The sequence below is a fragment of the Neorhizobium sp. T6_25 genome (genome assembly GCF_002968555.1).
GTDB lineage: Bacteria > Pseudomonadota > Alphaproteobacteria > Rhizobiales > Rhizobiaceae > Neorhizobium.
This window is the reverse complement of record NZ_PVBL01000011.1, coordinates 75,967-99,033: the sequence shown is the minus strand read 5'-3', so window position 1 is coordinate 99,033 and position 23,067 is coordinate 75,967. Positions and strand designations below refer to the sequence as shown.

Annotated in this window: 20 protein-coding genes and 1 pseudogene; 6 read left to right on the top strand and 15 right to left on the bottom strand. The window is 62.7% G+C overall.

The features are described 5' to 3' along the window. The first annotated feature begins 192 nt into the window (after positions 1-192). Complete coding sequence (locus C5L10_RS16775; protein ID WP_037087476.1) at positions 193-366, top strand: hypothetical protein; 174 nt, start codon at positions 193-195, stop codon at positions 364-366. Positions 367-575: 209 nt separating this feature from the next. Here the strand turns inward: C5L10_RS16775 and C5L10_RS16770 are convergent, their stop codons facing one another. The 3 genes from C5L10_RS16770 to C5L10_RS33705 all read right to left on the bottom strand — a co-directional run bounded on the left by C5L10_RS16770 (position 576) and on the right by C5L10_RS33705 (position 2,407). Further along, complete coding sequence (locus C5L10_RS16770; RefSeq protein WP_105430599.1) at positions 576-1,454, bottom strand: 50S ribosomal protein L11 methyltransferase; 879 nt, start codon at positions 1,452-1,454, stop codon at positions 576-578. A gap of 77 nt (positions 1,455-1,531) precedes the next feature. Next, positions 1,532-2,131, bottom strand: coding sequence for an SCO family protein (locus C5L10_RS16765; protein ID WP_105400792.1), 600 nt, complete (start codon positions 2,129-2,131; stop codon positions 1,532-1,534). A gap of 120 nt (positions 2,132-2,251) precedes the next feature. Continuing rightward, positions 2,252-2,407 carry a hypothetical protein gene (locus tag C5L10_RS33705; RefSeq protein ID WP_172717060.1) on the bottom strand — a complete coding sequence of 52 codons (156 nt, stop codon included), beginning with the start codon at positions 2,405-2,407 and terminating at the stop codon, positions 2,252-2,254. A 280-nt stretch (positions 2,408-2,687) separates the two neighbouring features. On the opposite strand from C5L10_RS33705, the gene C5L10_RS16760 reads away from it, so the two are divergent. The 4 genes and pseudogenes from C5L10_RS16760 to C5L10_RS16745 all read left to right on the top strand — a co-directional run bounded on the left by C5L10_RS16760 (position 2,688) and on the right by C5L10_RS16745 (position 7,461). Then, positions 2,688-4,652 carry a methyl-accepting chemotaxis protein gene (locus tag C5L10_RS16760; RefSeq protein WP_105430598.1) on the top strand — a complete coding sequence of 655 codons (1,965 nt, stop codon included), beginning with the start codon at positions 2,688-2,690 and terminating at the stop codon, positions 4,650-4,652. A 1-nt stretch (position 4,653) separates the two neighbouring features. Then, positions 4,654-5,121 carry a chemotaxis protein CheW gene (locus tag C5L10_RS16755; RefSeq protein WP_037087389.1) on the top strand — a complete coding sequence of 156 codons (468 nt, stop codon included), beginning with the start codon at positions 4,654-4,656 and terminating at the stop codon, positions 5,119-5,121. A 204-nt stretch (positions 5,122-5,325) separates the two neighbouring features. Continuing rightward, positions 5,326-5,649 carry a hypothetical protein gene (locus tag C5L10_RS16750; RefSeq protein ID WP_105430597.1) on the top strand — a complete coding sequence of 108 codons (324 nt, stop codon included), beginning with the start codon at positions 5,326-5,328 and terminating at the stop codon, positions 5,647-5,649. 160 nt (positions 5,650-5,809) lie between these two features. Next, positions 5,810-7,461, top strand: a pseudogene (locus C5L10_RS16745) (FAD-binding dehydrogenase). A gap of 5 nt (positions 7,462-7,466) precedes the next feature. On the opposite strand, the gene C5L10_RS16740 reads toward C5L10_RS16745, so the two are convergent. Together C5L10_RS16740 and C5L10_RS16735 are read right to left on the bottom strand one after the other, a co-directional pair. Further along, positions 7,467-7,964 (bottom strand): CreA family protein, encoded by a 498-nt coding sequence (locus C5L10_RS16740; RefSeq protein ID WP_105430596.1) that lies wholly within the window; start codon positions 7,962-7,964, stop codon positions 7,467-7,469. 92 nt (positions 7,965-8,056) lie between these two features. After that, positions 8,057-8,647, bottom strand: coding sequence for a 3'-5' exonuclease (locus C5L10_RS16735; protein ID WP_105430595.1), 591 nt, complete (start codon positions 8,645-8,647; stop codon positions 8,057-8,059). A 278-nt stretch (positions 8,648-8,925) separates the two neighbouring features. On the opposite strand from C5L10_RS16735, the gene C5L10_RS16730 reads away from it, so the two are divergent. Continuing rightward, the gene (locus C5L10_RS16730; RefSeq protein ID WP_371411946.1) at positions 8,926-9,465 is read left to right on the top strand and encodes a GNAT family N-acetyltransferase; all 540 of its coding nucleotides are present in this window, start codon (positions 8,926-8,928) and stop codon (positions 9,463-9,465) included. 23 nt (positions 9,466-9,488) lie between these two features. Here C5L10_RS16730 and ligA read toward each other — a convergent pair whose 3' ends face one another. The 10 genes from ligA to murB all read right to left on the bottom strand — a co-directional run bounded on the left by ligA (position 9,489) and on the right by murB (position 23,064). Continuing rightward, positions 9,489-11,645: an NAD-dependent DNA ligase LigA gene (ligA, locus tag C5L10_RS16725; protein ID WP_105430594.1), complete on the bottom strand. Its 2,157-nt coding sequence runs from the start codon at positions 11,643-11,645 to the stop codon at positions 9,489-9,491. Between the two features lie 89 nt (positions 11,646-11,734). Beyond that, positions 11,735-13,408 carry a DNA repair protein RecN gene (recN, locus tag C5L10_RS16720; protein WP_105430593.1) on the bottom strand — a complete coding sequence of 558 codons (1,674 nt, stop codon included), beginning with the start codon at positions 13,406-13,408 and terminating at the stop codon, positions 11,735-11,737. 10 nt (positions 13,409-13,418) lie between these two features. Beyond that, positions 13,419-14,261: an outer membrane protein assembly factor BamD gene (locus C5L10_RS16715; protein ID WP_105430592.1), complete on the bottom strand. Its 843-nt coding sequence runs from the start codon at positions 14,259-14,261 to the stop codon at positions 13,419-13,421. A 242-nt stretch (positions 14,262-14,503) separates the two neighbouring features. Next, the gene (gene lpxC, locus C5L10_RS16710; protein ID WP_105400781.1) at positions 14,504-15,460 is read right to left on the bottom strand and encodes a UDP-3-O-acyl-N-acetylglucosamine deacetylase; all 957 of its coding nucleotides are present in this window, start codon (positions 15,458-15,460) and stop codon (positions 14,504-14,506) included. A 255-nt stretch (positions 15,461-15,715) separates the two neighbouring features. Further along, positions 15,716-17,503 carry a cell division protein FtsZ gene (gene ftsZ, locus C5L10_RS16705; protein ID WP_105430663.1) on the bottom strand — a complete coding sequence of 596 codons (1,788 nt, stop codon included), beginning with the start codon at positions 17,501-17,503 and terminating at the stop codon, positions 15,716-15,718. Positions 17,504-17,590: 87 nt separating this feature from the next. Further along, positions 17,591-18,922, bottom strand: coding sequence for a cell division protein FtsA (gene ftsA / locus C5L10_RS16700; protein WP_105430591.1), 1,332 nt, complete (start codon positions 18,920-18,922; stop codon positions 17,591-17,593). Continuing rightward, a complete protein-coding gene (locus tag C5L10_RS16695; protein ID WP_105430590.1) occupies positions 18,919-19,851 on the bottom strand; it encodes a cell division protein FtsQ/DivIB in 933 nt (310 codons plus the stop codon). The genes ftsA and C5L10_RS16695 overlap by 4 nt, the downstream gene beginning before the upstream one ends. Then, positions 19,839-20,765: a D-alanine--D-alanine ligase gene (locus tag C5L10_RS16690; protein ID WP_105430589.1), complete on the bottom strand. Its 927-nt coding sequence runs from the start codon at positions 20,763-20,765 to the stop codon at positions 19,839-19,841. The genes C5L10_RS16695 and C5L10_RS16690 overlap by 13 nt, the downstream gene beginning before the upstream one ends. 349 nt (positions 20,766-21,114) lie before the next feature. Further along, a complete protein-coding gene (gene aqpZ, locus C5L10_RS16685; protein ID WP_105430588.1) occupies positions 21,115-21,816 on the bottom strand; it encodes an aquaporin Z in 702 nt (233 codons plus the stop codon). 273 nt (positions 21,817-22,089) lie between these two features. Beyond that, on the bottom strand, positions 22,090-23,064 hold the full coding sequence (murB, locus tag C5L10_RS16680; protein WP_046633527.1) for a UDP-N-acetylmuramate dehydrogenase: 975 nt from the start codon (positions 23,062-23,064) through the stop codon (positions 22,090-22,092). Positions 23,065-23,067: the final 3 nt, after the last annotated feature.

Sequence of the window (23,067 nt, the reverse complement as noted above, 5' to 3'; positions counted from 1 at the left end):
GGACATTGCCAGACAGGCCGGATGAGCGGTGATCGTGCATCTGCTCAACAGGTCTGGCGCGGATCTGGCCATCCTATGCAACAAACGCATACCACCAATGAGAGAAGCCCTCTCACTGTGCAGTGCAGCAATCGCTATATTCACTTCATCGAACGGGCGCCGAACAAGGCCCGTGTCAAAAGGATCGCTTCCATGGCCAACTCTTTCTTCCGCAATGCCTTCAACCGCGTGGTCGAAGCTCGCGAGCGTCAGGTTGCCCGCTACGTCAACGGCGCCCTGCTGAACCTCGACGATGAGACGCTGAAGGGCCTCGGCACCAGCCGCGAAGAACTGCGCCGCAAGGGCGCCCAAAGCTACGTATTTTAAGCTACGTATCCCGATCATACGGCCGGCGTGGCTCTCCTCCCTCACCCGCCCCGGCTTTCAGGATACGAGGCCCGCTCGAGCAGATCCTCCCTCACGCTCGCGGGTAGATCAGTCTCAGAACTGATCGCAAGGCGGCACCACTGGTGTCGCCTTTTTGCTGTCTGCACCAGAAGCCATGCAAAGAAATCAATGCTGCATTGCGAAATGAATCACCGGTTGCGCAGATGGATCGTCACCCAGCCATTGCGCCATATGGTGCGGACATGGGCCAGGTGGACGCCGCTATAGGCGGCCAGCACCTTCCAGCGCTGTCCGGCCAGGATGCCGGACAGGATCACCGAACCGCCGGGCGCCAGATGTGCCGCCAGCTGCGGCGCCATCTTCATCAGTGGCCGCGCGAGAATGTTGGCGATGATCAGGTCAAACGGTCCCTCCCGATCGAACGCCGGCGAATGAAATCCCGGCGCCGTCTCCAGGCGGATGCCGGCGGCGATGCCGTTGCGGCGGACGTTTTCACGGGCCACCCGCACGGCGACCGGGTCGATATCGGTCGCCAGAACCGGAATGTTGCGCAGCTTGCGCACGGCGAGCGCCAGCACGCCGCTTCCGGTTCCGAGATCGAGCGCGTTGCGGACAGGTCTTGCGCGCATCACGTCCTCGATGACTTCGAGGCAGCCGGCGGTGGTGCCGTGATGGCCGGTGCCGAAGGCCTGGCCCGCATCGATCTCGATGGCGATGTCGTTGACCTTGACCTTGTCGCGGTCATGCGAGCCGTGAACAATGAACCGCCCGGCCCTCACCGGCTTCAGCCCCTCCAGCGACTTGGCGATCCAGTCGATGTCCGGAATGACCTCCCTCTGGATTTCCAGAGCGGGAAAGGCCTGGGCGAGACCCTCGGCGACACGCTCGCGCACCATCTCCTCGTCATCCGCCATCATGTAGACGGAGGCTTCCCAGATATCCTTCTTCTCATCGACCTCGGTGGTGGCGATGGCGAAATCCTCTTCGCCGAAAACCTCCGACAGGATATCGAGGATCTCGGCCGCACCTTTTTCGGTGGACGTGACGTAAAGGCGGATTTCGCTCAAGGAAACGGTCTCTCAGCTATTGATCGGTGGCGGAGAGGATTGCCACAGAAGCTGTGTCCGCTTCAACGCCAAACGTATCAGCCCTTGATCAGATTTTCGAGCTTCTTGATCGCGACGTCCGGGTTTTCGCCGTAGGCAATGGTGCCGGCGAAGCGTCCGCCATCGTCGAGCAGGAATACCGACGCCGTGTGATCCATGGTGTAGTCGCCGTTCGGATCCTTTTCGTCGACCGGCACCTTCTTGAAATAGACCTTGAACCCCTTGGCCATCTCCTGGACCTTGGCCGGCGGGCCGGAAATGCCCTTCACCCGGTCGGTGACATTGGAAACGTACTGGCCGAGCAGTTCAGGACTGTCGCGCTCCGGATCGATGCTGACGAAATATCCGTTGAGCTTGGTGCCGTCCGGATCGACCTTGCGCAGCCAACCGTTGAGCTCGAAAAGAGTCGTGGGGCAGACTTCCGGGCAATGGGTGAAGCCGAAAAAAAGCGCCGTCGGCTTGTCTTGGAAGGCCTTCTCGGTGATCGGCTGGCCGTTCTGGGCGACGAGCTGGAAAGGCACGCCGAACGGACCCTCGGCAAGCTGCTGTTTCGAACGCGTCAATGTCAGCGTCAGCGCCACCAGCACGCCCGCCAACGCAACGACGGCGACCCACAGAACAATTCGAAAGCTCTTCATCGGTATCTCTTCAGCTCAGGCCCAGTTGACGGAGCGATAGACCCGGGCCGGCGGGCGCGCAATTCAAGAAGTCGTTTTCGAAAGAAATCGCGCTGATTTGTCTCAACGACAAGGCAGTGGTCAGAAACACCAGGAAAGACCGGTTTCATCGAGCGTCAGCAGGATGGATGAGCCGAACCGGAGCCAGCCGTAAAAGGCGATGCCGCCGAGCCCGAGCAAGAACAGGCTCAGGGCAGTAATCAGCGGCAGGCGGTAACTGTCGACAGTGCTATCCATGCTGTTCAATCTACAACCTTTTCCGGCTCCTTGGAAGGCGGCACAACCTCCAAACAAGCTTAGCGTAAGATTAATACCTGTCTGAGATCTTATAAAGGCGAAGGTGGTTCACGAATCGTTGCGGCAAATGGGAGTGAGATGCGACACGCATCGCACTAAGGGCCGCGATATCGTGAGGACCCCCAAAGACATGACGTCGCCGATATCGGCTCGCTCCCTGTTTCCATCTCTATCCGAAAGCCTGCCGGACCTGTCCGGCGCCGGGAGGAATTTCAACAGCATGACGGCACAACCCATTCGCAAGACGTTATCGGTCAATCACCGGCTATGGACGCTGGCAGGATCCGCCTTTGCCGGTATCGGCGCAATGCTGCTTGTCGGCTGGTACGAGGGCCGCCAGGTCAACGAAGCGCTGCAGCGCGCCACCGAGATTCGGGAGCATGTGGATACCGTCAACGGCATGCGCATCGCCAACCTGGAGCTCGTCCTGGCCGCGATGGACACGATCGTCGACCGCGACGACAAACGCGTCGATCCCGCCCGGCTGAAGGCGATGGCGGACTCCATCGACAAGTTGAAAAGCTCTTCGGGCGACCTGAGAAAACTCGCGACCGACATCGGCAATCCCGGCCTCGTCGCAGGTTTTGAAACGGATCTCGCAGCGGTTTCCAGCGCAATCCAGATCGATCTCAGGAAAATGGTCGAAACCGGCGCGCCTGACGACGCCTACGACAAGATCGATGACGTCATCGACAGCGCTGGCGAACGGCTTGGCACAGCTCTCGAGGCAGCAGCCGTCGCAGGCGAAAAACTTGTCAGCAGCCGCGTCCAGGAGGCGAATACGCTTTCCTCGAGCGCTCTTTATGTGCAGCTCGGCTGCGGCCTGATCGCACTGGTCGTCATGGCGATCCTCCAGAGCGTTCATGGCGGCGCCATAAGGCGCGGCATCGACGGGGTTCGCGCCAGCATGCAGCGGATCATCGGTGGCGACTACAAGACCGCCGTGCCCGGCATCGACCGCGGCGACGAAATCGGCGAGATGGCGCGCGCCACCGACATCTTCCGGCTTTCAGCCGTCGAGCGCCAGACCCTGGAGAACAGCCTGGAGGACGAACGCCGCCGGAACGAAACCCAACGGCAGGCGAGCGAATCGGAACAGAAGGCCGAAGCCCAAGCGCTCCAGTTTGCCGTCGATTCGCTTGCGAGCGCACTCAACCGTCTCTCCGAAGGCGACCTCGCAGCCGCCCTCGAGCGTCCCTTCCGCGGAGATCTCGAGCGCCTGCGCACCGACTTCAACCGGGTCGTCGAGCGCCTGCGCCACATCATGACCGAGGTTGCCAACAGCTCCAGTTCCATCGGCGCCAACGCCAACCAGATGCGCTCCGCTGCCGACGACCTGGCGAAGCGGACCGAAAAGCAGGCGGCCTCCCTGGAGGAAACATCGGCAGCCCTCGAAGAAATCACGGCGACCGTCCGCAACGCCACCGGCCGCGCCGAGGAGGCAACGCAGATGGTGAGCGATGCCAAGGACTATACAGAAAAGTCTTCCGGCGTGGTTCGCGATGCCACGGCCGCCATGGGGCGGATCGAGGACGCGACCGCCGAAATCGGCAAGATCATCAACGTCATCGACGAAATCGCCTTCCAGACCAACCTGCTGGCCCTCAACGCCGGGGTCGAGGCGGCCCGCGCGGGCGAGGCCGGCAAGGGTTTTGCCGTCGTCGCCCAGGAAGTGCGCGAACTCGCCGGACGCGCCGCTGGTGCGGCCAAGGACATCAAGGCACTGGTCACCCGTTCGAACCAGGAGGTCAAGACCGGCGTGGACCTGGTGAAGGCGACAGGCGACGCCCTGACTCGGATCGGCGACGACGTGCTGAAAATCAACGATCACGTTCACGCGATTTTCACTTCTGCGCGCGAACAATCGACCGGACTAACCGAGATCAACATGGCGATCGGCCAGATGGACCAAGCAACGCAACAGAATGCCGCAATGGTGGAGCAGAGCACTGCTGCCAGCCATTCGCTGGCCAGCGATGCCGAAAACCTGAACAAGCTGATCGGCCATTTCCAGATCCGTGGAGGCAATGGCCCTCGCGCCGTCGAGGCTGCGAGCGCTTCCACGCCACCCAAACCATCGCCCGCACTGAACTTGATGAACAAGCTCGCGGGAGCCTTCAGCAACAGCCCCACCTCCGCCAAGCCGAAGGCCGTGGGATCCTCAGACAAATGGGAAGAGTTCTGACATGACGAACGCCATCAAGCAGTCCGGCGCCTACCTTGAAATCGTCTCCTTTCATCTCGGAGACCAGGAATTCTGCATCGACATCATGGCGATCCGCGAAATCCGCGGCTGGGCGCCGGTGACCCCGATGCCGCACACCCCGCCTTACGTGCTCGGCCTCATCAACCTGCGCGGCGCGGTGATCCCGGTCATCGACATGGCCTGCCGCCTCGGCATGAAGATGACCGAACCGTCGGAACGCTCCGCGATCATCGTCACGGACATTGCCGGCAAGCTGGTCGGCCTGCTGGTCGAACAGGTATCCGACATGATGACCATCCGTGGGGAAGACCTGCAACCGGCCCCGGAAATCATTCCGGAAGCCCAGCGCGCCTTCTGCCGCGGCATCGTAGCGCTCGAAAAGACCATGGTCTGCTTCCTGAACCTCGACACCGTCATCGCCGACGAGCTCGCGCGCGAAGCCGCGTGATCTGCGGCGCAAAAACGTCCGAAACCATGTTCGGATCTCCCGTTACACGCAGATGTGACGGGAGATTAACTAATTGTAATCATTGCCTATTTGTAACAATTTTAAACGGAACCGGGGAACCGGGGCCACGTTCTCCCGTCGCTAAACGCCCAACCGACGCTTCAAACGCCCCTCGGCTGGTTTACCCAAGATAGGAGAACGACCATGAACAAGGCTTTTGCTCTCGCAGTCCTGATGTCCGCCGCCACGGTGGGAACCGCCTATGCCCGCGATATGGGCATGACGGCAAAACCCGCGGGTGACGTCGCCATCGTCTTTACCAACCCTGAACTCGACGACAGCGCGAAGCGGCTGGACGTTCCGGATAGCATCATCCACCCGGACCAGGCCACCATCCAGAAAGCCCAGAACGAAGTGAAGACCGACCGCGCGCTGCGCGCCGATCTGCTGAGCCAGAACGTCGAGCTCAACAACGTCGTGGCAATCGACACCGCCGCCGACGGCAGCCGGACCGTCTACGTCCGCTGATTCGCCCACCATTACCGACGGATTTCAAAATCGGGTTCGCTTGCCGAGCCCGGTCTTGTCGTTTTGCCGGCCCTCCTGTTGACCTCGGCCACACCGCATGACTGTATTCGCCGAAAGGATGCAGCATGCTCTGCATCTTCACGCTTTGGGAGGAGCGCGCTTGAGCGACAGAGTTGACGCCATCGTGGTGGGTGCGGGCCTTTCGGGCCTCGTTGCCGCGACCGAACTTGCAGATGTCGGCCGCTCCGTCGTCATCCTCGACCAGGAACCGGAACAGAATCTCGGCGGCCAGGCCTTCTGGTCGCTCGGCGGGCTGTTTCTCGTCGATTCTCCCGAACAGCGGCGGATGGGCATCCGCGATTCGCTCGATCTCGCCTGGCAGGACTGGCTGGGCACCGCCGGTTTCGACCGCGAGGAAGACCACTGGCCGCGCCTCTGGGCGGAAGCCTATGTGGCGTTCGCCGCCGGCGAGAAACGCTCCTGGCTCAGGCAGATGGGCCATCGCATCTTTCCGATCGTCGGGTGGGCGGAACGCGGAGGCGGCTCGGCGACCTCGCACGGCAATTCCGTGCCTCGGTTCCACACCACCTGGGGCACAGGCCCCGGTGTCGTCGAACCGTTCGAGCGGCGGGCGCGCGAGGCGGAAGAAAACGGCAGGATCCGCTTTCTCTGGCGGCACCGCGTCGACAATCTGGTCAGGACCGGCAGTGCCGTGACAGGGGTTGCAGGCACGGTCCTTGCGGCGAGCACGGCGCTGCGGGGCGAGGAAACCTCCAGGACACCGGCCGGTGACTTCGAGCTCAATGCGCCGATCGTCATCATCGCTTCGGGCGGCATCGGCGGCGACCAGGACCTCGTACGGCAGATGTGGCCGGCAAGGCTCGGGCGACCGCCGGCTTTCATGGTCTCGGGCGTGCCCAAACACGTGGACGGGCGGATGATCGGCATTACCCGCGCGGCCGGCGGGCAGGTGATCAACCGCGACCGTATGTGGCACTATACCGAGGGCCTGCGGAACTGGAACCCGATCTGGCAAAACCACGGCATCCGGATTCTGCCCGGCCCTTCCTCGCTATGGTTCGACGCGACAGGCAAGCGCCTGCCTGCCCCTTTTTATCCCGGCTACGATACGCTCGGCACGCTGCAGCACCTGATGGCGACGGGCTACGACTACAGCTGGTTCGTGCTGAACCAGAGCATCATCCGCAAGGAATTCGCGCTCTCCGGCTCCGAGCAGAACCCGGACCTCACCGGTCGCGACTGGAAGCTGACGGCGAAACGGGCGATCGGCAGGAAGGCGACCGGGCCGGTGGAGGCCTTCAAGGAACATGGCGAGGATTTCGTGATCGCCGAGAACCTTGGCGAGCTGGTGGCCGGCATGGACCGGGGAGCAATCTTCTGGACGTTGCACAAATGGAGCGCGAGATATTGGCCCGCGACGCCCAGGTGGCCAATCCCTTTGCCAAGGATGCGCAGATCATGGGCATCCACAACGCCCGCCGCTCGCTTGGCGAGAAGCTGGTGCGCACGGCAAAACCGCACCGTATTCTCGATCCGGCGCACGGGCCGCTGATCGCGGTGAGACTGAATATCCTGACTCGCAAGACGCTTGGAGGGATCGAGACGGACCTCTCGGCCCGCGTGCTCGGCGAGAACGGAGAAGCGATCCCGGGCCTCTATGCCGTCGGCGAGGCCGCCGGTTTCGGCGGTGGCGGCATGCACGGCTATCGGGCGCTCGAAGGCACCTTTCTCGGCGGATGCCTGCTTTCCGGCCGCAATGCCGGCCGGGCGGCCGCAGCCGCCCTTGGCTGACCGGATTACGGTTTTGGCTTGCCGTTCTTCCAGGCGACGTTCTGGTTATAGAGCGGAATGGTCGAGATCGCCATCTTGGCCGAGCCGTCCACCACCTGCCGCGAGTGAGCGAGATAGATCAGCGTGTCGTTCGCCTTGTCGTAGATACGCTTGACGAGCAGGTCCTTCCAGATCAGGGAACGGCCCTGCCGGAACACTTCCTCGCCGCCCTTGCCGAGGTCGATCTCGCCGATCTCGATCGGACCCGTCTGGCGGCAGGCAATCGAATTGTTGGAAGGGTCCTCGAACCAGTTGCCGTTCTTAAGCCGGTCTATGATGCCGCGCTCGAAATAGGTGACGTGGCAGGTTACGCCCTTTATCTGCGGATCGGCGACCGCCTCGACGATGATGTCATTGCCGGTCCAGTCGACGCCGACTTCGCCGACAACCTGGGCGGAAGCGGGGGCGGCAAGCATGCCGAGCGAAAAGGCTGCGGCAGATGCAAGGCAGGCAAGGCGGCTCATTGGTTGCGTCATGGCGACTTCGGCTCCGGTAAACGATCCGTGATCTGAGATAAGGATTGCCGGGGCGGAAACAAGCGGATGCTCGGGAACTCTTATTTGAGCCGGCAGGTGCAGGGCGCGTAGCCGCCGGAAAACAGCCGCCCGACCTTCATGCCGATCATCGCCGGAATGTCGCGGACATGCGGCACGGCAAGCGATTTGGCGATCGCGATCGTCGCGCGCGCGCAGACGGCGGCGTCCTCGGCCGCATTGTGGTGGGCGAACCTGAGGCCGAGATGCTGGGCAAGGACGTTGAGCTTGTGCGAGCCGAGCTGCGGCCAGACCTTCTGCGACATCTTTACGCTGCAGAGATAGGAAAGTTCTGGATAGCTCTGCCGATAGACATCGAGGCAGGCCCGCCAGACGCTGAAATCGAAGGCGGCATTATGGGCAATCATCGTCGCACCGCGAAAATCGTCGGCGAACTCGTCCATCACCTCCGGAAACTCGCCGGCATCCTCGACATGTTCCGGCCGAATGCCGTGGATCGCGACGTTGAACGAGGAAAACCGCATGTCCTTCGGGCGGATCAGCCGCTCCTCCACCCGCACCACCTCGTCGCCCTCCAGCCAGGCAAGCCCGACCGAGCAGGCGCTGCCGCGTTGCTCGTTGGCGGTTTCGAAATCGATGGCGATGGTTTTCAAGGGCGAGTTCCGGATGAAGGTCGGAGACCTTCTACAGGCGGGAACTCGATTCGGCAAAGACGACCAGCGCTTTCCTCCCTCTTGACGCCTTGGCGCTTGTTTGAGACCTTAGCGCCGTGACCCGTTTCGCCGCCCACATGCATCTTACCGTGACCATTCACCCCGCAGGGTGCGTGGCGGTCTTGGCGCGTTAACCGGTCATCCGTCCACCAACCCTGCCGAATATGGCAGGGTTCGGTGTTTCCGCTCTGCCTCGGCGAAGACCAAGGAGAGCAAGCATGAAGATAGCCGAAGAGATCCAGGAGAAACCACCCCGACCGTCGAGGCTGGAGGGTCTTGGGATCCGTGCCATGCGAGCGACGGACGCGGAGGCCGTCAACGCATTGGCCAACATGCCGGGTCATCGCTACGGAACCCTGCGTCTGCCGCACGCACGCCTGGAAGAGACCCGCAAATGGGTGGAGAGCCCGACGCCCGGAAACATCGCGCTGGTGGCTACCTACGAGGGCCAGATCGTGGGCAACGGTGGCATCAACCGATTTCAGGGCCGTCGAAGCCACGCGGCTAGCCTCGGCATGGGCGTGCACGACGATTTTGTCGGACGCGGGGTAGGCAGCGCCTTGCTCGGCGAGATGGTACAGGTCGCGGACGACTGGCTGGACATCCGCCGGCTCGAACTGACCGTCTACACCGACAACGAGGCAGCCATCGCGCTCTACCGGAAATTCGGCTTCGAGGTGGAAGGCCGTCTCAGACAATTCGCCTTCCGCAACGGCGAATATGTCGATGCCTATTCGATGGCGCGGCTCAGGGTGTGAACCTCATCACCCGAGGAAGGCCCTCACGCGATGAAGGCCAGCCATTCGTCCTCGTCCATCACCTGGACGCCGAGCTCCCTCGCCTTGTCGAGCTTGGAGCCGGCGCCCGGGCCTGCGACCACATAGTCGGTCTTCTTGGAGACCGACCCGGCCACCTTGGCGCCAAGGCTTTCCGCCCTCGCCTTGGCCTCGTCGCGGGTGAATTTCTCGAGCGAGCCTGTGAAGACCACCGTCTTGCCGGCGATCGGGCTGTTCGAGGCGACCGGCTGTTCGGCGGCCTGCGGCGTTACCTCTTCGCGAAGCCGGGTGATGACCTCGACATTGCGCGGCTCCTTGAAGAACTCGACGATGGCGCGCGCCATCACCTCGCCGATGCCCTCGATATTGTTGAGGTCGTCCCAGGCATCGCCGGAAAGGTCGGCCGCGTCGTCCATGGCCTTCGCAAACGCCTCGTAGGTGCCGTAGGCGCGCGCGAGCAGCTTGGCGGTGGTCTCGCCCACGTGGCGGATACCAAGCGCGTAGATGAAGCGGTGCAGCGCTATCTCGCGCCGCTCCTCGATCGCGTCGAACAGCTTCTTGACGCTGACCTTGCCGAAGCCCTCGATATTTTCGAGCTTGGTCAGCGCCGATCCCTCCTGCCGCCGCTTCAGCGTAAAAATATCCGGCGCGGTGCGGATCTTCAGCGCATCGTCTTCCGCCTCGAAGAAGAAATCGATCTGCTTCGAGCCGAGACCTTCGATATCGAAGGCATTGCGCGACACGAAATGCTTGAGGTGCTCCGTCGCCTGCGCCCGGCAGACGAAACCGCCGGTGCAGCGGGTGACCGAATCGAGCTTGCCGGTCTTTTCGTTGCGCTCGCGCACCGCATGACTGTCGCAGACCGGGCATTTCTTCGGGAATTCGTAAGGGACCGCTTCCGAAGGACGCTTCTCCATCACGACGTCAAGCACCTGCGGGATGACATCCCCTGCCCGCTGGACGATGACGGTGTCGCCGACGCGGATATCGTGGTCCGGCTCGCGGATCGCTTCGCCCGAGTTGCCGAGCCCCTTGATATAGTCCTCGTTGTGCAGCGTCGCATTGGTGACGACCACGCCGCCGACGGTGACCGGCGTCAGCCGTGCGACCGGCGTCAGCGCGCCGGTGCGGCCGACCTGGATGTCGATGCGCTCCACATGGGTGAAGGCCTGCTCCGCCGGGAATTTATGCGCCGTCGCCCAGCGCGGCGAGCGAGAGCGAAAGCCGAGCCGGGCCTGCAGGTCGAGCCTGTCGACCTTGTAGACGACGCCGTCGATCTCGTAGTCGAGATCCGGACGCTTCAGGCCGATATCCTTGTAATGGGCGATGATGTCCTCGACTGCGTGCAGTCGTTTCATCAACGGGTTGACCGGAAAACCCCATTCCCTGAACTTTTCGACCATGCCCATCTGGGTATCGGCCGGCATTTCCGACATTTCGCCCCAGGCATAGGCGAAGAATTTCAGGTTGCGGCTGGCGGTCACCTTGGCATCGAGCTGGCGCAGCGATCCGGCAGCCGTGTTGCGCGGGTTGACATAGGTCTGCCTGCCTTCCGCCGCCATCTTCTCGTTGAGCGCCAGGAAGTCGCTTTTCGTCATATAGACCTCGCCGCGCACCTCGACGACATCGGGCACGCCTGCGGGCAGGCGATTGGGGATTTCCTTGATGGTCTTGATGTTCTCGGTGACGTTCTCGCCGGTCGTACCGTCGCCGCGGGTCGCAGCATTCACCAGCCGGCCGTTCTCGTAGCGGATCGACATGGAAAGCCCGTCGATCTTCGGCTCGGCGGTGAACGCGATCGAGCCGTCCGGCAGCTGGCCGAGGAAACGGTAGACGGAAGAGACGAAGTCGCGAACGTCATCGTCCGAGAAGGTGTTGTCGAGCGACAGCATCGGCCGCGAATGGGTGATCGCCGCAAACGTCGGCAAGGGTGCCGCACCGACCCGGATCGACGGGCTGTCGGCGCGGATAAGCTGCGGGAACCGCTTCTCGATCGCGTCGTTGCGCCGTTTCAGCGCGTCGTAATCCGCATCCGAAATCTGCGGCGCGTCGTGGCCGTGATAGAGCTCGTCATTGCGGGCAATCTGCGCCGCCAAGTAGGCCAGTTCGGCTGCGGCCTGTTCTTCGGTCAGGTTTTCGACGGGCGTCTGTTCGGCGGGCATGCGGGTCTACTCCTCGGGTAGCGAGGAGTCGTTTTGTAGCGCAAATTTTTCCGATGGGAAGGGTGGATGGAAGGTCTCGGTGGATGAGCCTAGCCGTTCCCCGCCAGCAGCCGCTTGGCCGCCGCCCTCGCCTCGTCGGTCACCGATGCGCCGGCGAGCATGCGGGCGATCTCTTCGGTGCGGTGTTCCGGTTCCATGGTGGCGACGCGGGTGGCGATCTTGTCGGTGCCCTCGCCGGCCGGTCCCTTGGAGATCAGCAGATGGGTCGCGGCGCGCGCGGCCACCTGCGGTGCATGGGTGACGGAAAGCACCTGCACCTTGTCCGACAGCCGTTTCAGCCGCTGGCCGATCGCATCGGCGACGGCACCGCCGACACCGGTATCGATTTCGTCGAAGACCAGCGTCGGAGCCGAGCCGCGATCGGCGAGCGCCACCTTGAGCGCTAGGAGGAAACGCGACAGCTCGCCGCCCGAAGCGACCTTCATGATCGGGCCGGGACGCGTGCCGGGATTGGTCTGGACATGGAACTCGACGGTATCGATGCCTTCGGCGCTCGCCGCTTCCGGATCGCTCGCCACATCGACCATGAAACGGGCCCGTTCGAGCTTCAGCGCCGGCAGTTCGGCCATCACGGCTTCGGCCAGCGCCTCGGCACCATGCCGGCGCTTCTCGGACAGGATGGCGGCGGCCTGATCGTAGGCGGCCTTGGCAGCGGCGGTCAGCTTTTCCAGCTCGGCGAGCTTCTCCTCGCCGGCACCGAGATCGGCAAGGTCCGATATCATTTTTTCGGCAAGCGCCGGCAGGTCGGCGACCGGAATCGAATATTTGCGGCCGGCGGCCCGGAGCGCAAACAGCCGCTCCTCGACCCGCTCCAGTTCGCGCGGATCGAATTCGGTGCGCCTCAGCGCCGCCTCAACTTCCATCTGGGCATTGGAGAGGTAGTTGAGCGCCTGGTCGAGAAGCTCGACAGTCTCTTCGAGCAGGCCCGGCGCCTCGTGGCTCTTGCGCTCCAGGCGCCGCACCAGCGAGGCGATCAGCGGCACGGGCGACGCGTTGCCATTGAGGAACTCGGAAGCTTCGGAAATGTCGCCGGCGATGCGTTCGGACTTCTGCATTCGCGAACGCTGTTCGGCAAGCTCGTCCTCTTCGCCGTCGCGCGGCGACAGCGCTTCGAGCTCTTCCACCGAGGCACGGATATAATCGGCTTCGCGGGCCGCGGCGTCGACCTTAGCGCGATGCGTCTTGAAGGCCCGATCCGCGTCCTTCCACGAGCGATAGAGGCCGGAAAGCTGCAGCACCTCGTCGCTTAAGCCCGTAAAGGCGTCGAGCAGCGTGCGGTGCGCGTCGGTGCCGATCAGCGCCCGGTCGTCGTGCTGTCCGTGGATCTCGACCAGAAGCTGGCCGGCCTGGCGCATCAGCTGCACGCTGACCGGCTGGTCGTTGATCGAGGCGCGGGTGCGTCCGTCGGCCGACTGGATGCGGCGGAAGATCAGGTCGCCGTCGTCATCGATGCCGTTGTCGCGCAGAAGCTTGCGGGCGCCGTGGCTGCCGGACACGTCGAAGACGGCCGTCACCTGGCCCTTGTCCTCGCCATGGCGCACCAGGCCGCCGTCACCGCGACCGCCGAGCGCCAGCGAAAGACTGTCGAGAAGGATCGATTTGCCGGCGCCGGTTTCGCCGGTCAGCACCGAAAGGCCGGTCTCGAAGGCAAGATCCAGCCGCTCGATCAGAACGATATCGCGGATCGACAACTGGATCAGCATGTCTCAGACCTTAAGCGCCGATCAGCTTGGCCCCGGCGCGGGAAATCCACGAACCGCGATTCTCGCGCGGCTCGACGCCATTGCCCTTCAGCAGCTTGAAGGAATCCGCATACCACTGGCTGTCGGGATAATTGCGGCCGAGGACAGCGGCAGCGGTCTGCGCCTCTTCCGTGATACCCATGGCATAATAGGCCTCGGTCAGGCGTGCCAGCGCCTCTTCCACCTGATTGGTGTTGGGATACTGCTCGACCACGTTGCGGAAGCGCTGGATCGCGGCAAGGTATTCCTTGCGCTCCAGATAATAGCGGCCGATCTGCATTTCCTTGCCGGCGAGCTGGTCGCGCGCAAAGCGGATCTTCGCCTGCGCATCCTCGACATATTCCGAGGTCGGGTAATTGGTTACGACCTTGTTCATCGCATCGATGGTGCGCACCGCAGCGCGCTGGTCCTGGGTCACGTCGGCGATCTGCTTGGAGTAAGCGAGGCCGACGAGATACTGGACATAGGCCGAATCTTGCGATTGCGGATACTGGCTCATATAGCGGTTGCCGGTGGCGACAGCCTCGTCGTTGCGGCCGAGCCGATACTTGGTGAATGTGCTCATGACGAGCGCCTTGCGGCCCCATTCGGTGAAGGGATTCTGGCGGTCGATCGAATCGAACTTGCGGCCCGCTTCGGCAAGGTTGCCGGCCTTCATGTTGGCGAGGCCCTGGTTGTAGAGCGTCTCCGGCGCATCCGTTTCGAGACCGAGCTTGGTGATGTCGATATCGGGATCCGACTGGCAGGCGGTCATGCCAAAGCCGGCGCCGGCCAGCACCAGCGACATAAGCGCTACTCTTGCCGTCTTACGCATTCCAACAGACCTTACATGGTTCATTCGAGAATTCCTGATCGTCCCGCGCCTGAAAAGCCCGCTGCCCAAGCAGGCCGTTCTAGCCATAAAAGCAAAGGGAGAGCAACGCAATGCTGTGGCATTAATGCATTTTTGTGGCACGTCGCCGCAATACGGCATTTCAAGGTTAAATCGGAACCTTGTCCCCCAAAAAGAAAAAGGCCGCTTCCGGAGAAGCGGCCGAGTCGACTGGGTCAACTTTATCAGGCAAACCAGGACGCAAGTTCCGGCACGTTGACCGGTACGAACTCCCCTGCCCGCACGCGGGCCGCGCGCGACGACGGAGCCTCGACGACCTCATAAGCCGTCGGGTCGCTCATCAGCGCCTTCAGCGCATTGGCATTCATCTTGTGGCCGCCGCGATAGGAACGGTAGCAGCCGATGAACTGGGCGCCGGCAAGCGCCAGGTCGCCGACCGCATCGAGCGTCTTGTGACGGACGAATTCGTCCTTGTAACGAAGGCCCTCGACATTGACGATCGTGTCGTCGTCGGAGATGACGACCGAATTTTCGAGCGAGGAACCGAGTGCATAACCGGCGGCCCAGAGACGCTCTACGTCGCGCATGAAGCCGAAGGTGCGGGCACGGGAGAGTTCCTGCTTGAAGGTCTCGGCGGTCAGGTCGCCCTTCCAGCTCTGGCGGCCGATCAGCGGCGAAGAGAAATCGATCTCGACTTCAAAGCGCGTGCCGTCATAGGGGCGGAACTCGGACCACGAAGCACCGGAGTCGATGCGGACCGGTTTCAAGACACGGATGTAGCGGCGCTTGATGCCGAGATTGACGATGCCGGCCTGCTCGATCGCTTCGATGAACGGATAGGAGCTGCCGTCCATGATCGGCATCTCGCCGCTGTCGACTTCGACCATGATATTGTCGACGCCGAGCGCGTAGAGCGCCGCCATCACATGTTCGATCGTTGCGACGGAGCGGGAAAGCGACGTACCGAGAACGGTGCAGAGATCGGTATTCCCGACCTGGGAGGAAACGGCCCGATATTCGACCGAGCTGCCGTCGTCCAGAAGACGCGTGAAGATCACGCCGGTGCCGGCTTCGGCAGGCTGAAAAGTAAGGCTGACGGGGGCTCCGGAATGAACGCCAATGCCCTTCAGGGTTACCGGGGAGGCGATGGTGGTCTGGAAACCGAACAGTCCGATGGTCATTCCTGCTGCCTTCTTTTCGCCGGATCCGTAAAGCAAAAGGATCCGATATTCTTAACGCCTGCCGGACCGATCGCCTGAATCGGTCGATCTCTGTCGGCGTGTCCTAGCGTCTTTCATACGCAGCCATCCGGCACAATCCAAATCACTGTTCATTTCGGATTGTTACGTTGTTAACCCTGCGTCTTGATTGATAAAACGAGCGAAGGCCCGGATACGTGATCCGGGCCTTCTTCACGTTTCGTGACCGTCTTTAACTCAGTTCGACTGGCGGCGCAGGAAGGCCGGAATTTCGAGCTGATCTTCCTCGTGATGGGCCTGCGGAACCGCACGTCCATGATCGTCGAGATTGCCGCGGCGCGGCGCATAGAGGCTAGCTTCGGCCGACAGCGGACGACGCTGCTGCGGGGCCGGAGCCGGTGCGGCCGGCTCGATGTGAGCAGGCTCTTCCTCTTCGCGGCGGCCAAGCGAGTTGGTGATCCGCTTCAGGAGACCCATCGGGCCGCGTTCTTCCTGCACATGGCTCACCGGCTGGGCACGACGATCCATTTCGGCCTTCACGACCGGCGGGAAATCCTCGACCTTCGGCATGCGAACCGGTTCGACCACCTGCGACATCGATGGCGACATCGGCTCGCGATAGACCGGCTGCGCCGGGCGCGGAGCCGGCTGGCTCATCGCCGGAGCGGGCTGCTGCGCGTGATGATGAACCGGGGCCGGCTGCGGGGCCGGAGCCGGGCGGCTCATGGCCGGGGCCTGTGCTTCGGCCGGAGCAGCTGCGAAGATGCGGCTCTGCGGACGGAACTCTTCCTGCTGATGCATGACCGGCTGCGGAGCGACCGGCTGAGGTGCCGCATGCTGGTGCTGCGGCTCAGCGATTGCGAGTTCGCGTTCCATTTCGGCTTCCGCCATGCGGATCGTCTCGGCGATCGGATCGACGACCGGCTTCGGAGCCGGGGCTGCCTGCATGACCGGAGCCGGCTGAGCAGCAACTGGCGCCGGAGCAATGGCGGCCGACGGACGGATGATCGGCTTTGCGGCGGCGCGCATTTCTGCGGCACGGATGTCGACGGCGCCGGCGGCGCGATCGATACCGGTCGCGACAACCGATACGCGGATCAGGCCTTCGAGCGCTTCGTCGAAGGTCGCACCGAGGATGATGTTCGCGTCCGGATCGACTTCTTCGCGGATGCGGGTCGCAGCTTCGTCGACTTCGAACAGCGTCAGGTCACGGCCGCCGGTGATCGAGATCAACAGCCCCTGAGCGCCCTTCATCGAGGTCTCGTCGAGCAGCGGATTGGCGATCGCGGCTTCTGCGGCCTGCATGGCGCGGCCCGGGCCGGATGCTTCGCCGGTACCCATCATCGCGCGACCCATCTCGCGCATCACCGAGCGGACGTCGGCGAAGTCGAGATTGATCAGGCCTTCCTTGACCATCAGGTCGGTGATGCAGGCGACGCCAGAATAGAGAACCTGGTCGGCCATCGCGAACGCGTCAGCAAAGGTCGTCTTGTCATTGGCGATGCGGAAGAGGTTCTGGTTCGGAATGACGATCAGCGTGTCGACAGACTTCTGCAGTTCCTGGATGCCGGATTCGGCAAGCCGCATGCGGCGCTGGCCTTCGAAATGGAACGGCTTGGTGACGACGCCGACGGTCAGGATGCCCTTGGAGCGGGCGGCCTGCGCGACGACCGGGGCTGCACCGGTGCCGGTGCCGCCGCCCATGCCGGCGGTGACGAAGCACATGTGCGTGCCATGCAGGTGATCGACGATCTCGTCGAGGCATTCTTCCGCGGCGGCGCGGCCGACTTCCGGCTGCGAACCGGCGCCGAGACCTTCGGTGACCCGAGCGCCCATCTGGATGATGCGTTCGGCCTTGGTCATGGTCAGCGCCTGGGCGTCGGTATTGGCGACGACGAAATCGACGCCTTCGAGGCCGGCTGTGATCATGTTGTTTACGGCGTTACCGCCGCCGCCACCGACGCCAAACACGGTAATCCGAGGCTTCAACTCGGTGATATCAGGCTTTTGCAGCTTGATGGTCATTGCACCAGTTCCTTCTTTTGCTGGCCGCATCGCCGCCGGCCAATTCATTGCAACTCTTCTCCGATGCGCAGGCCGAAGCCCCTCGCATCAAAAACTTTCCTTCAACCACTGGCCCACGCGGGCCAGTCTGCCATTGCCGCTTCCCAGTGTGGCCATCAGGCCGCTCTGCGAAGCGTGTGTTTCGAGATCCGCGACCTGCGGATAGATCATCAGCCCGACTGCCGTCGAAAAGGCCGGTCCCTTGGCTGCCGTCGGCAGGCCGGAGACGCCCATCGGACGGCCGATGCGGACATTGCGCGCCAGGATGCGGCGCGCCGTTTCCGAAAGGCCGGTAAGCTGGCTGGCACCACCCGTCAGCACGACGCGCTTGCCGACGATCGGGCTGAAACCCGACTTCTGGATGCGGTCGCGGATGAGCTCGAGCGTCTCTTCGATGCGCGCCTGCACGATGCGGGTGACCAGCGAACGCGGCACCTGGGTCGGCTGATCGCGATCGTCCTCGCCGATCGGCGGAACGGAGATCACATCCCGCTCGTCGCCACCGTTGGCGAGCGCCGAACCATGCACGACCTTCATGCGCTCGGCATCCTCGATGCGGGTCGAAAGCCCGCGGGCAAGGTCGGTGGTCACGTGATGACCGCCCAGGCTGATCGCATCCGTGTGGACGAGCTTGCCCTCGGCAAAGACCGAGATCGTCGTCGTGCCGCCGCCCATGTCGATCGCAGCGCAGCCGAGTTCGACTTCGTCGTCGACGAGGGCCGCAAGGCCGCTGGCATAAGGCGTTGCGACCATGCCTTCGACCGACAGATGTGCACGGTTGACGCAGAGTTCGAGGTTCTTCAGCGTGGCGCGCTCGGCGGCCACGACGTGCATGTCGACACCAAGCGTATCGCCGAACATCGCCAGCGGATCGCGGATGCCGCGTTCGCCGTCGAGCGAGAAGCCGGTCGGAAGCGAGTGCAGGATGGCGCGATCCTGGCGCAGCGACTGCTGGCTTGCCGCGATCAGCACCTTCTTGAGATCGGCCTCTTCCACTTCCTGCCCGCCAAGATCGATCGTCGCCGTATAGACGTCGCTGGTGATGCGACCGGCGGAAACGTTGACGATCAGGCTGTCGACGGTAAGTCCCGCCATGCGCTCGGCGGCATCGACCGCGAGGCGAACGACGCTTTCCGCGGCATCGAGATCGCCGATCACGCCGGACTTCACACCGCGCGAGCGCTGGTGGCCGATGCCGATGATCTCGATACTGTGGGTGCGGCCCGGCAGAACCTGGCTTTCCTGGCGCGGCGTCAGCCGGGCGATCATGCAGACCACCTTGGTGGAGCCGATATCGAGGACCGAAACGACGTGGCTGCGCTTGGAAGACAGCGGCTTCATGCGCGGCAGGCCGAAATGGGAGGAACCGAATACGCTCAAGACTGCTCTCCCAGTTTCTTCAATGCCTTTGTCCGCGCATCGAGCGCCTCTTTGCGGCGATCCATGGCACCGGGAGTGAGCTGGATGGTGGTGCGATCCTCAAGCCTCAGGTCGACGGCGGCGACATCGCGCTCCAGCAAGCCCTGGTCCTTTTCGAGCCGTGCGAGCACGCGCAACGCCTTGGCGACATTGGCTTCCGGCAGCTTCAGCACGACGCCGTTGTCGAGATGCAGGTCCCAGCGGCGACCGGCAATGCGGACATAGGCCTTCACGCGGTTTTTCAGCTCCGGCCAGCCGGCCATGGCGTCCTCGAAGGAGGATGCGGCCGTCTCGGCATCGCGACCGACGAAGAGCGGCAGCGAGGCGAACTTGTTGTCACGCAACGGCGCGATCACGCTGCCGTTCCTTTCGATCAGCGACAGCTCGGCCCCGTGCTGCCAGATGCCGAAGGCCTGACGCTCCTTCAGCATCACCTCGATCGTCTTCGGATAGATCTTGCGGACCTCCGCATACTGGACCCAGGGAAGAGCCGAGAGCTTGCGGCGGGCGGAATCGATGTCGAGAGCGACCAGCGAGGTCGTGCCGTCGAGGCCGAGAAGCTGCAGGATGTCGATTTCCGAAGTCTGGTCATTGCCCGAGACGCGCACGTCCTCGATCGCAAAGCCGACAGCCGCTGTGGTCGCCTGCGCGACCGTCTGGCCGTGACCGCCGAGCGACATGCCGTAGAGACCGACCGCGGCGAAAAAGCTGAGAGCGGAGAGGGTTCCGGTATGGGGCGGAATATGGATGCGGCCGGTGGCGAGGCTGGCGCAGAAACGGAACACCCGGCGAAGCGGGCGCGGAAGAACTCGGCGCTCTTCGGCACCGAGATAATGAGCCTGAGAACGGCCTCGCGGTCCACCCGCTTTTCTGCCGATCAACGCAAACACGTAGCGTCCTCCACCATCCAACGGACGAGTTCACCAAATGAGTGACCGGCATGGCCGGCCATTTCGGGCACCAGTGATGTCGGGGTCATGCCCGGCTGCGTATTGATTTCCAGCCAGATAACCTCGCCGTTCTCGGAGAAGCGGTCGTCGTAGCGAAAGTCGGAGCGACTGACGCCACGGCAGCCCATCGCCTGATGCGCCTTGAGCGCTAGTGTTTGAATCTTTTGGTAAATATTCGGTGAAATTTGCGCCGGGATGACGTGTTTCGAACCACCCTCCGCATATTTCGCATCGTAATCGTAAAAGGCGTGGCTGAGAGGCACCACTTCGGTGACACCAAGCGCCACGTCGCCCATCACACCGCAGGTGAGTTCGCGGCCATAGATATAGCGCTCGACCAGGACTCGATCGCCGTAACGCCATTCGGCCGATCCGATGATCTGCGGCGGATGCGACTGATTTTCCTGAACGATCACGACACCGAAGGATGACCCCTCGCGAATCGGCTTCACCACATAGGGCGGCTTTATCGGATGGGCGTTACCGATATCGAAGCGGCTCATGGCCTTGGCTTCGGCGACGGGAATGCCGGATGCCTTGGCGACGTGCTTGGCCTGATGTTTGTCCATGGCGAGCGCCGAGGCGAGCACGCCGGAATGCGTGTAGGGTATCTCGAGGTATTCGAGAATGCCCTGGATCGTTCCGTCCTCGCCGAAAGGCCCGTGCAAGGCGTTGAAGGCAACGTCCGGGCGGAGATCGGAGAGAACGGCCGCGATATCCCGGCCGACATCGACGCGGGTGACGCGATAGCCTTCGCCTTCGAGAGCATCCGCACAGGCAGTCCCCGAGGACAGGCTGACAGGCCGCTCGGAGGAAAATCCTCCCATCAAAACAGCCACGTGCTTGTCGCTCATCAATCACTCCCGCCAAAAAGGACTACACTCTCTAGTGCGGCGCTTGCGCCAACCTGTTCTCTGACGATTCTCGCCGGACGTTAGGCATGCCTGCATTAGTGCCAGAATATAGTTAACAAACCGTTTACCTTGATTAACCCGGATAGCCAAAAGCATGAAAACAAAGGAAAAATCGAGTCGCTGGATGTTAACGCCGAGTTTGCGGCAACATTCGGAACGGCAATAAAAGGACGGTGGAGCCTTTCAAATCGGACTGCGATTCTTGAGAGTTCGAGGCACGGAAAAGCCCGCGAAGCGTGCGGCTTCGCGGGCTCTCTTACTTCGGCGGAACGCGCCGTTCTTCTGAAAATCAGGCCGCGGCCCGCTCTTCCGAATCGTCCACCAGCTTCCACGCCAGCGCGCCGAGGATGGCGCCGACGATCGGTGCCGCCCAGAAAAGCCAAAGCTGTGCGACAGCCCAGTCCCCGACGATCAGCGCGACGCCGGTCGAACGTGCCGGGTTGACGGAGGTGTTGGTGACCGGGATCGAGATCAGGTGGATCAGCGTCAGCCCAAGGCCGATCGCGATCGGAGCAAACCCGGCCGGTGCCTTCGGTCCGGTCGCGCCCAGGATAATGAAGATGAAGAAACCGGTGAGAACCAGTTCTATCAACAGCGCGGAGGTCAACGAATAACCGCCGGGCGAATGCTCGCCATAGCCGTTGGACGCAAAGCCGCCGAGCTGGAAACCAGCCTTGCCGGAGGCGATGAGATAGAGAACCAGCGCCGCAACGACCGCCCCTACCACCTGGGCGACGACATAAGGCAGCAGGCTCGATGCCGGGAACCTGCCCGCCACCGTCAGTCCCACCGAGACCGCCGGATTGAAGTGCCCGCCGGAAATGCCGCCGACGGCATAAGCCATGGTCAGCACCGTCAGGCCGAACGCGAGCGCGACGCCGACGAAGCCGATACCGAGATCCGGAAATGCGGCAGCCAGAACCGCGCTGCCGCATCCACCGAAGACAAGCCAGAAAGTGCCGAAAAACTCGGCCGCTAATTTTTTAAACATGAATATCCCCCTGCTCGTGCCCCCCGGCACCCTGCCGGCTCCTGGCACGAATCTCGTTTCAAGACAGGGGCATTATGCAATACACGCTCATGAATGCTCAATGAATAAGCACGTTCTGAAGAACACGTTCACATTAAGGCGGCGATTCCCGCCCCGGTCTATGAAACCGACACGTGAGAGAACCGCCGTAAGCCACTGTTCAAAAATAAATTTGGCGATAAAATCGTGTATGTCGGCAGGACGCTCGTGTCTCAGCCTACGGCCGGTCACCTGTCATTCGCTTGTCATGCCCTGGAAGGGTCTCACCTCGCGGCCGGGCATGAAGATGCCGAGGCGCTTGATTTCCCATTCGAGCTTGATGTCGGAATGCTCGAAGACCCGCTGGCGAATGGTCTCGCCGAGATATTCGAGGTCGTAGCCGCTGGCATAACCGATATTGATCATGAAATTGCAATGGAGCGACGACATCTGTGCTCCGCCGCTGACCAGCCCGCGGCAGCCTGCCTCGTCGATCAGCTTCCACGCGGAATGGCCTTCCGGGTTCTTGAAGGTCGAGCCGCCGGTCTTTTCCTTGATCGGCTGCACCGTCTCGCGATGCTGACGCACGGCATCCATCTCGGCGCGGATCTTTGCCCGCTCCTCGGGATATCCTTCGAAGACCGCGTGGGTAAAGATCATGTCCGCCGGGACCGAGGAATGGCGATAGCTGTAGCCCATCTCGGCAGTCGAGAAGACATGCGTGCCGCCCTTGCGGTCGACGGCATGCACTTCGACGACGCGCCCGGCCGTCTCGCCGCCATTGGCGCCGGCATTCATGCGCAGAGCGCCGCCGATCGAGCCGGGGATGCCGTAATAGAAGGCGAAACCGCCGATGCCGTTGTCCATCGCCATTGCGGCAATGTGCTTGTCGGGGCAGATCGCGCCGGCCTTGATGCGGTTGTCACCGACGAGATCGACCCCGCCGAAACCCTTGGCCGAGAGACGCAGAACGACACCGGGAATGCCTCCGTCGCGGACCAGCAGGTTCGAACCGACGCCGACCACCGTCAGCGGCACCTCTTCCGGCAGGATCTGCAGGAAGGTCACGAGATCGTCGACGTCATGGGGCTGGAACATCAGTTCGGCGAGCCCGCCGGCCTGGAACCAGGTGACGCGATCCATCGGCGCGTCCGGCGTCAGCCTTCCGCGCAGTTTGTTGACGTCATCCCCCAACGACGCCAGAAGCTTTTCCCCGTTCACCTGTTTCATTTC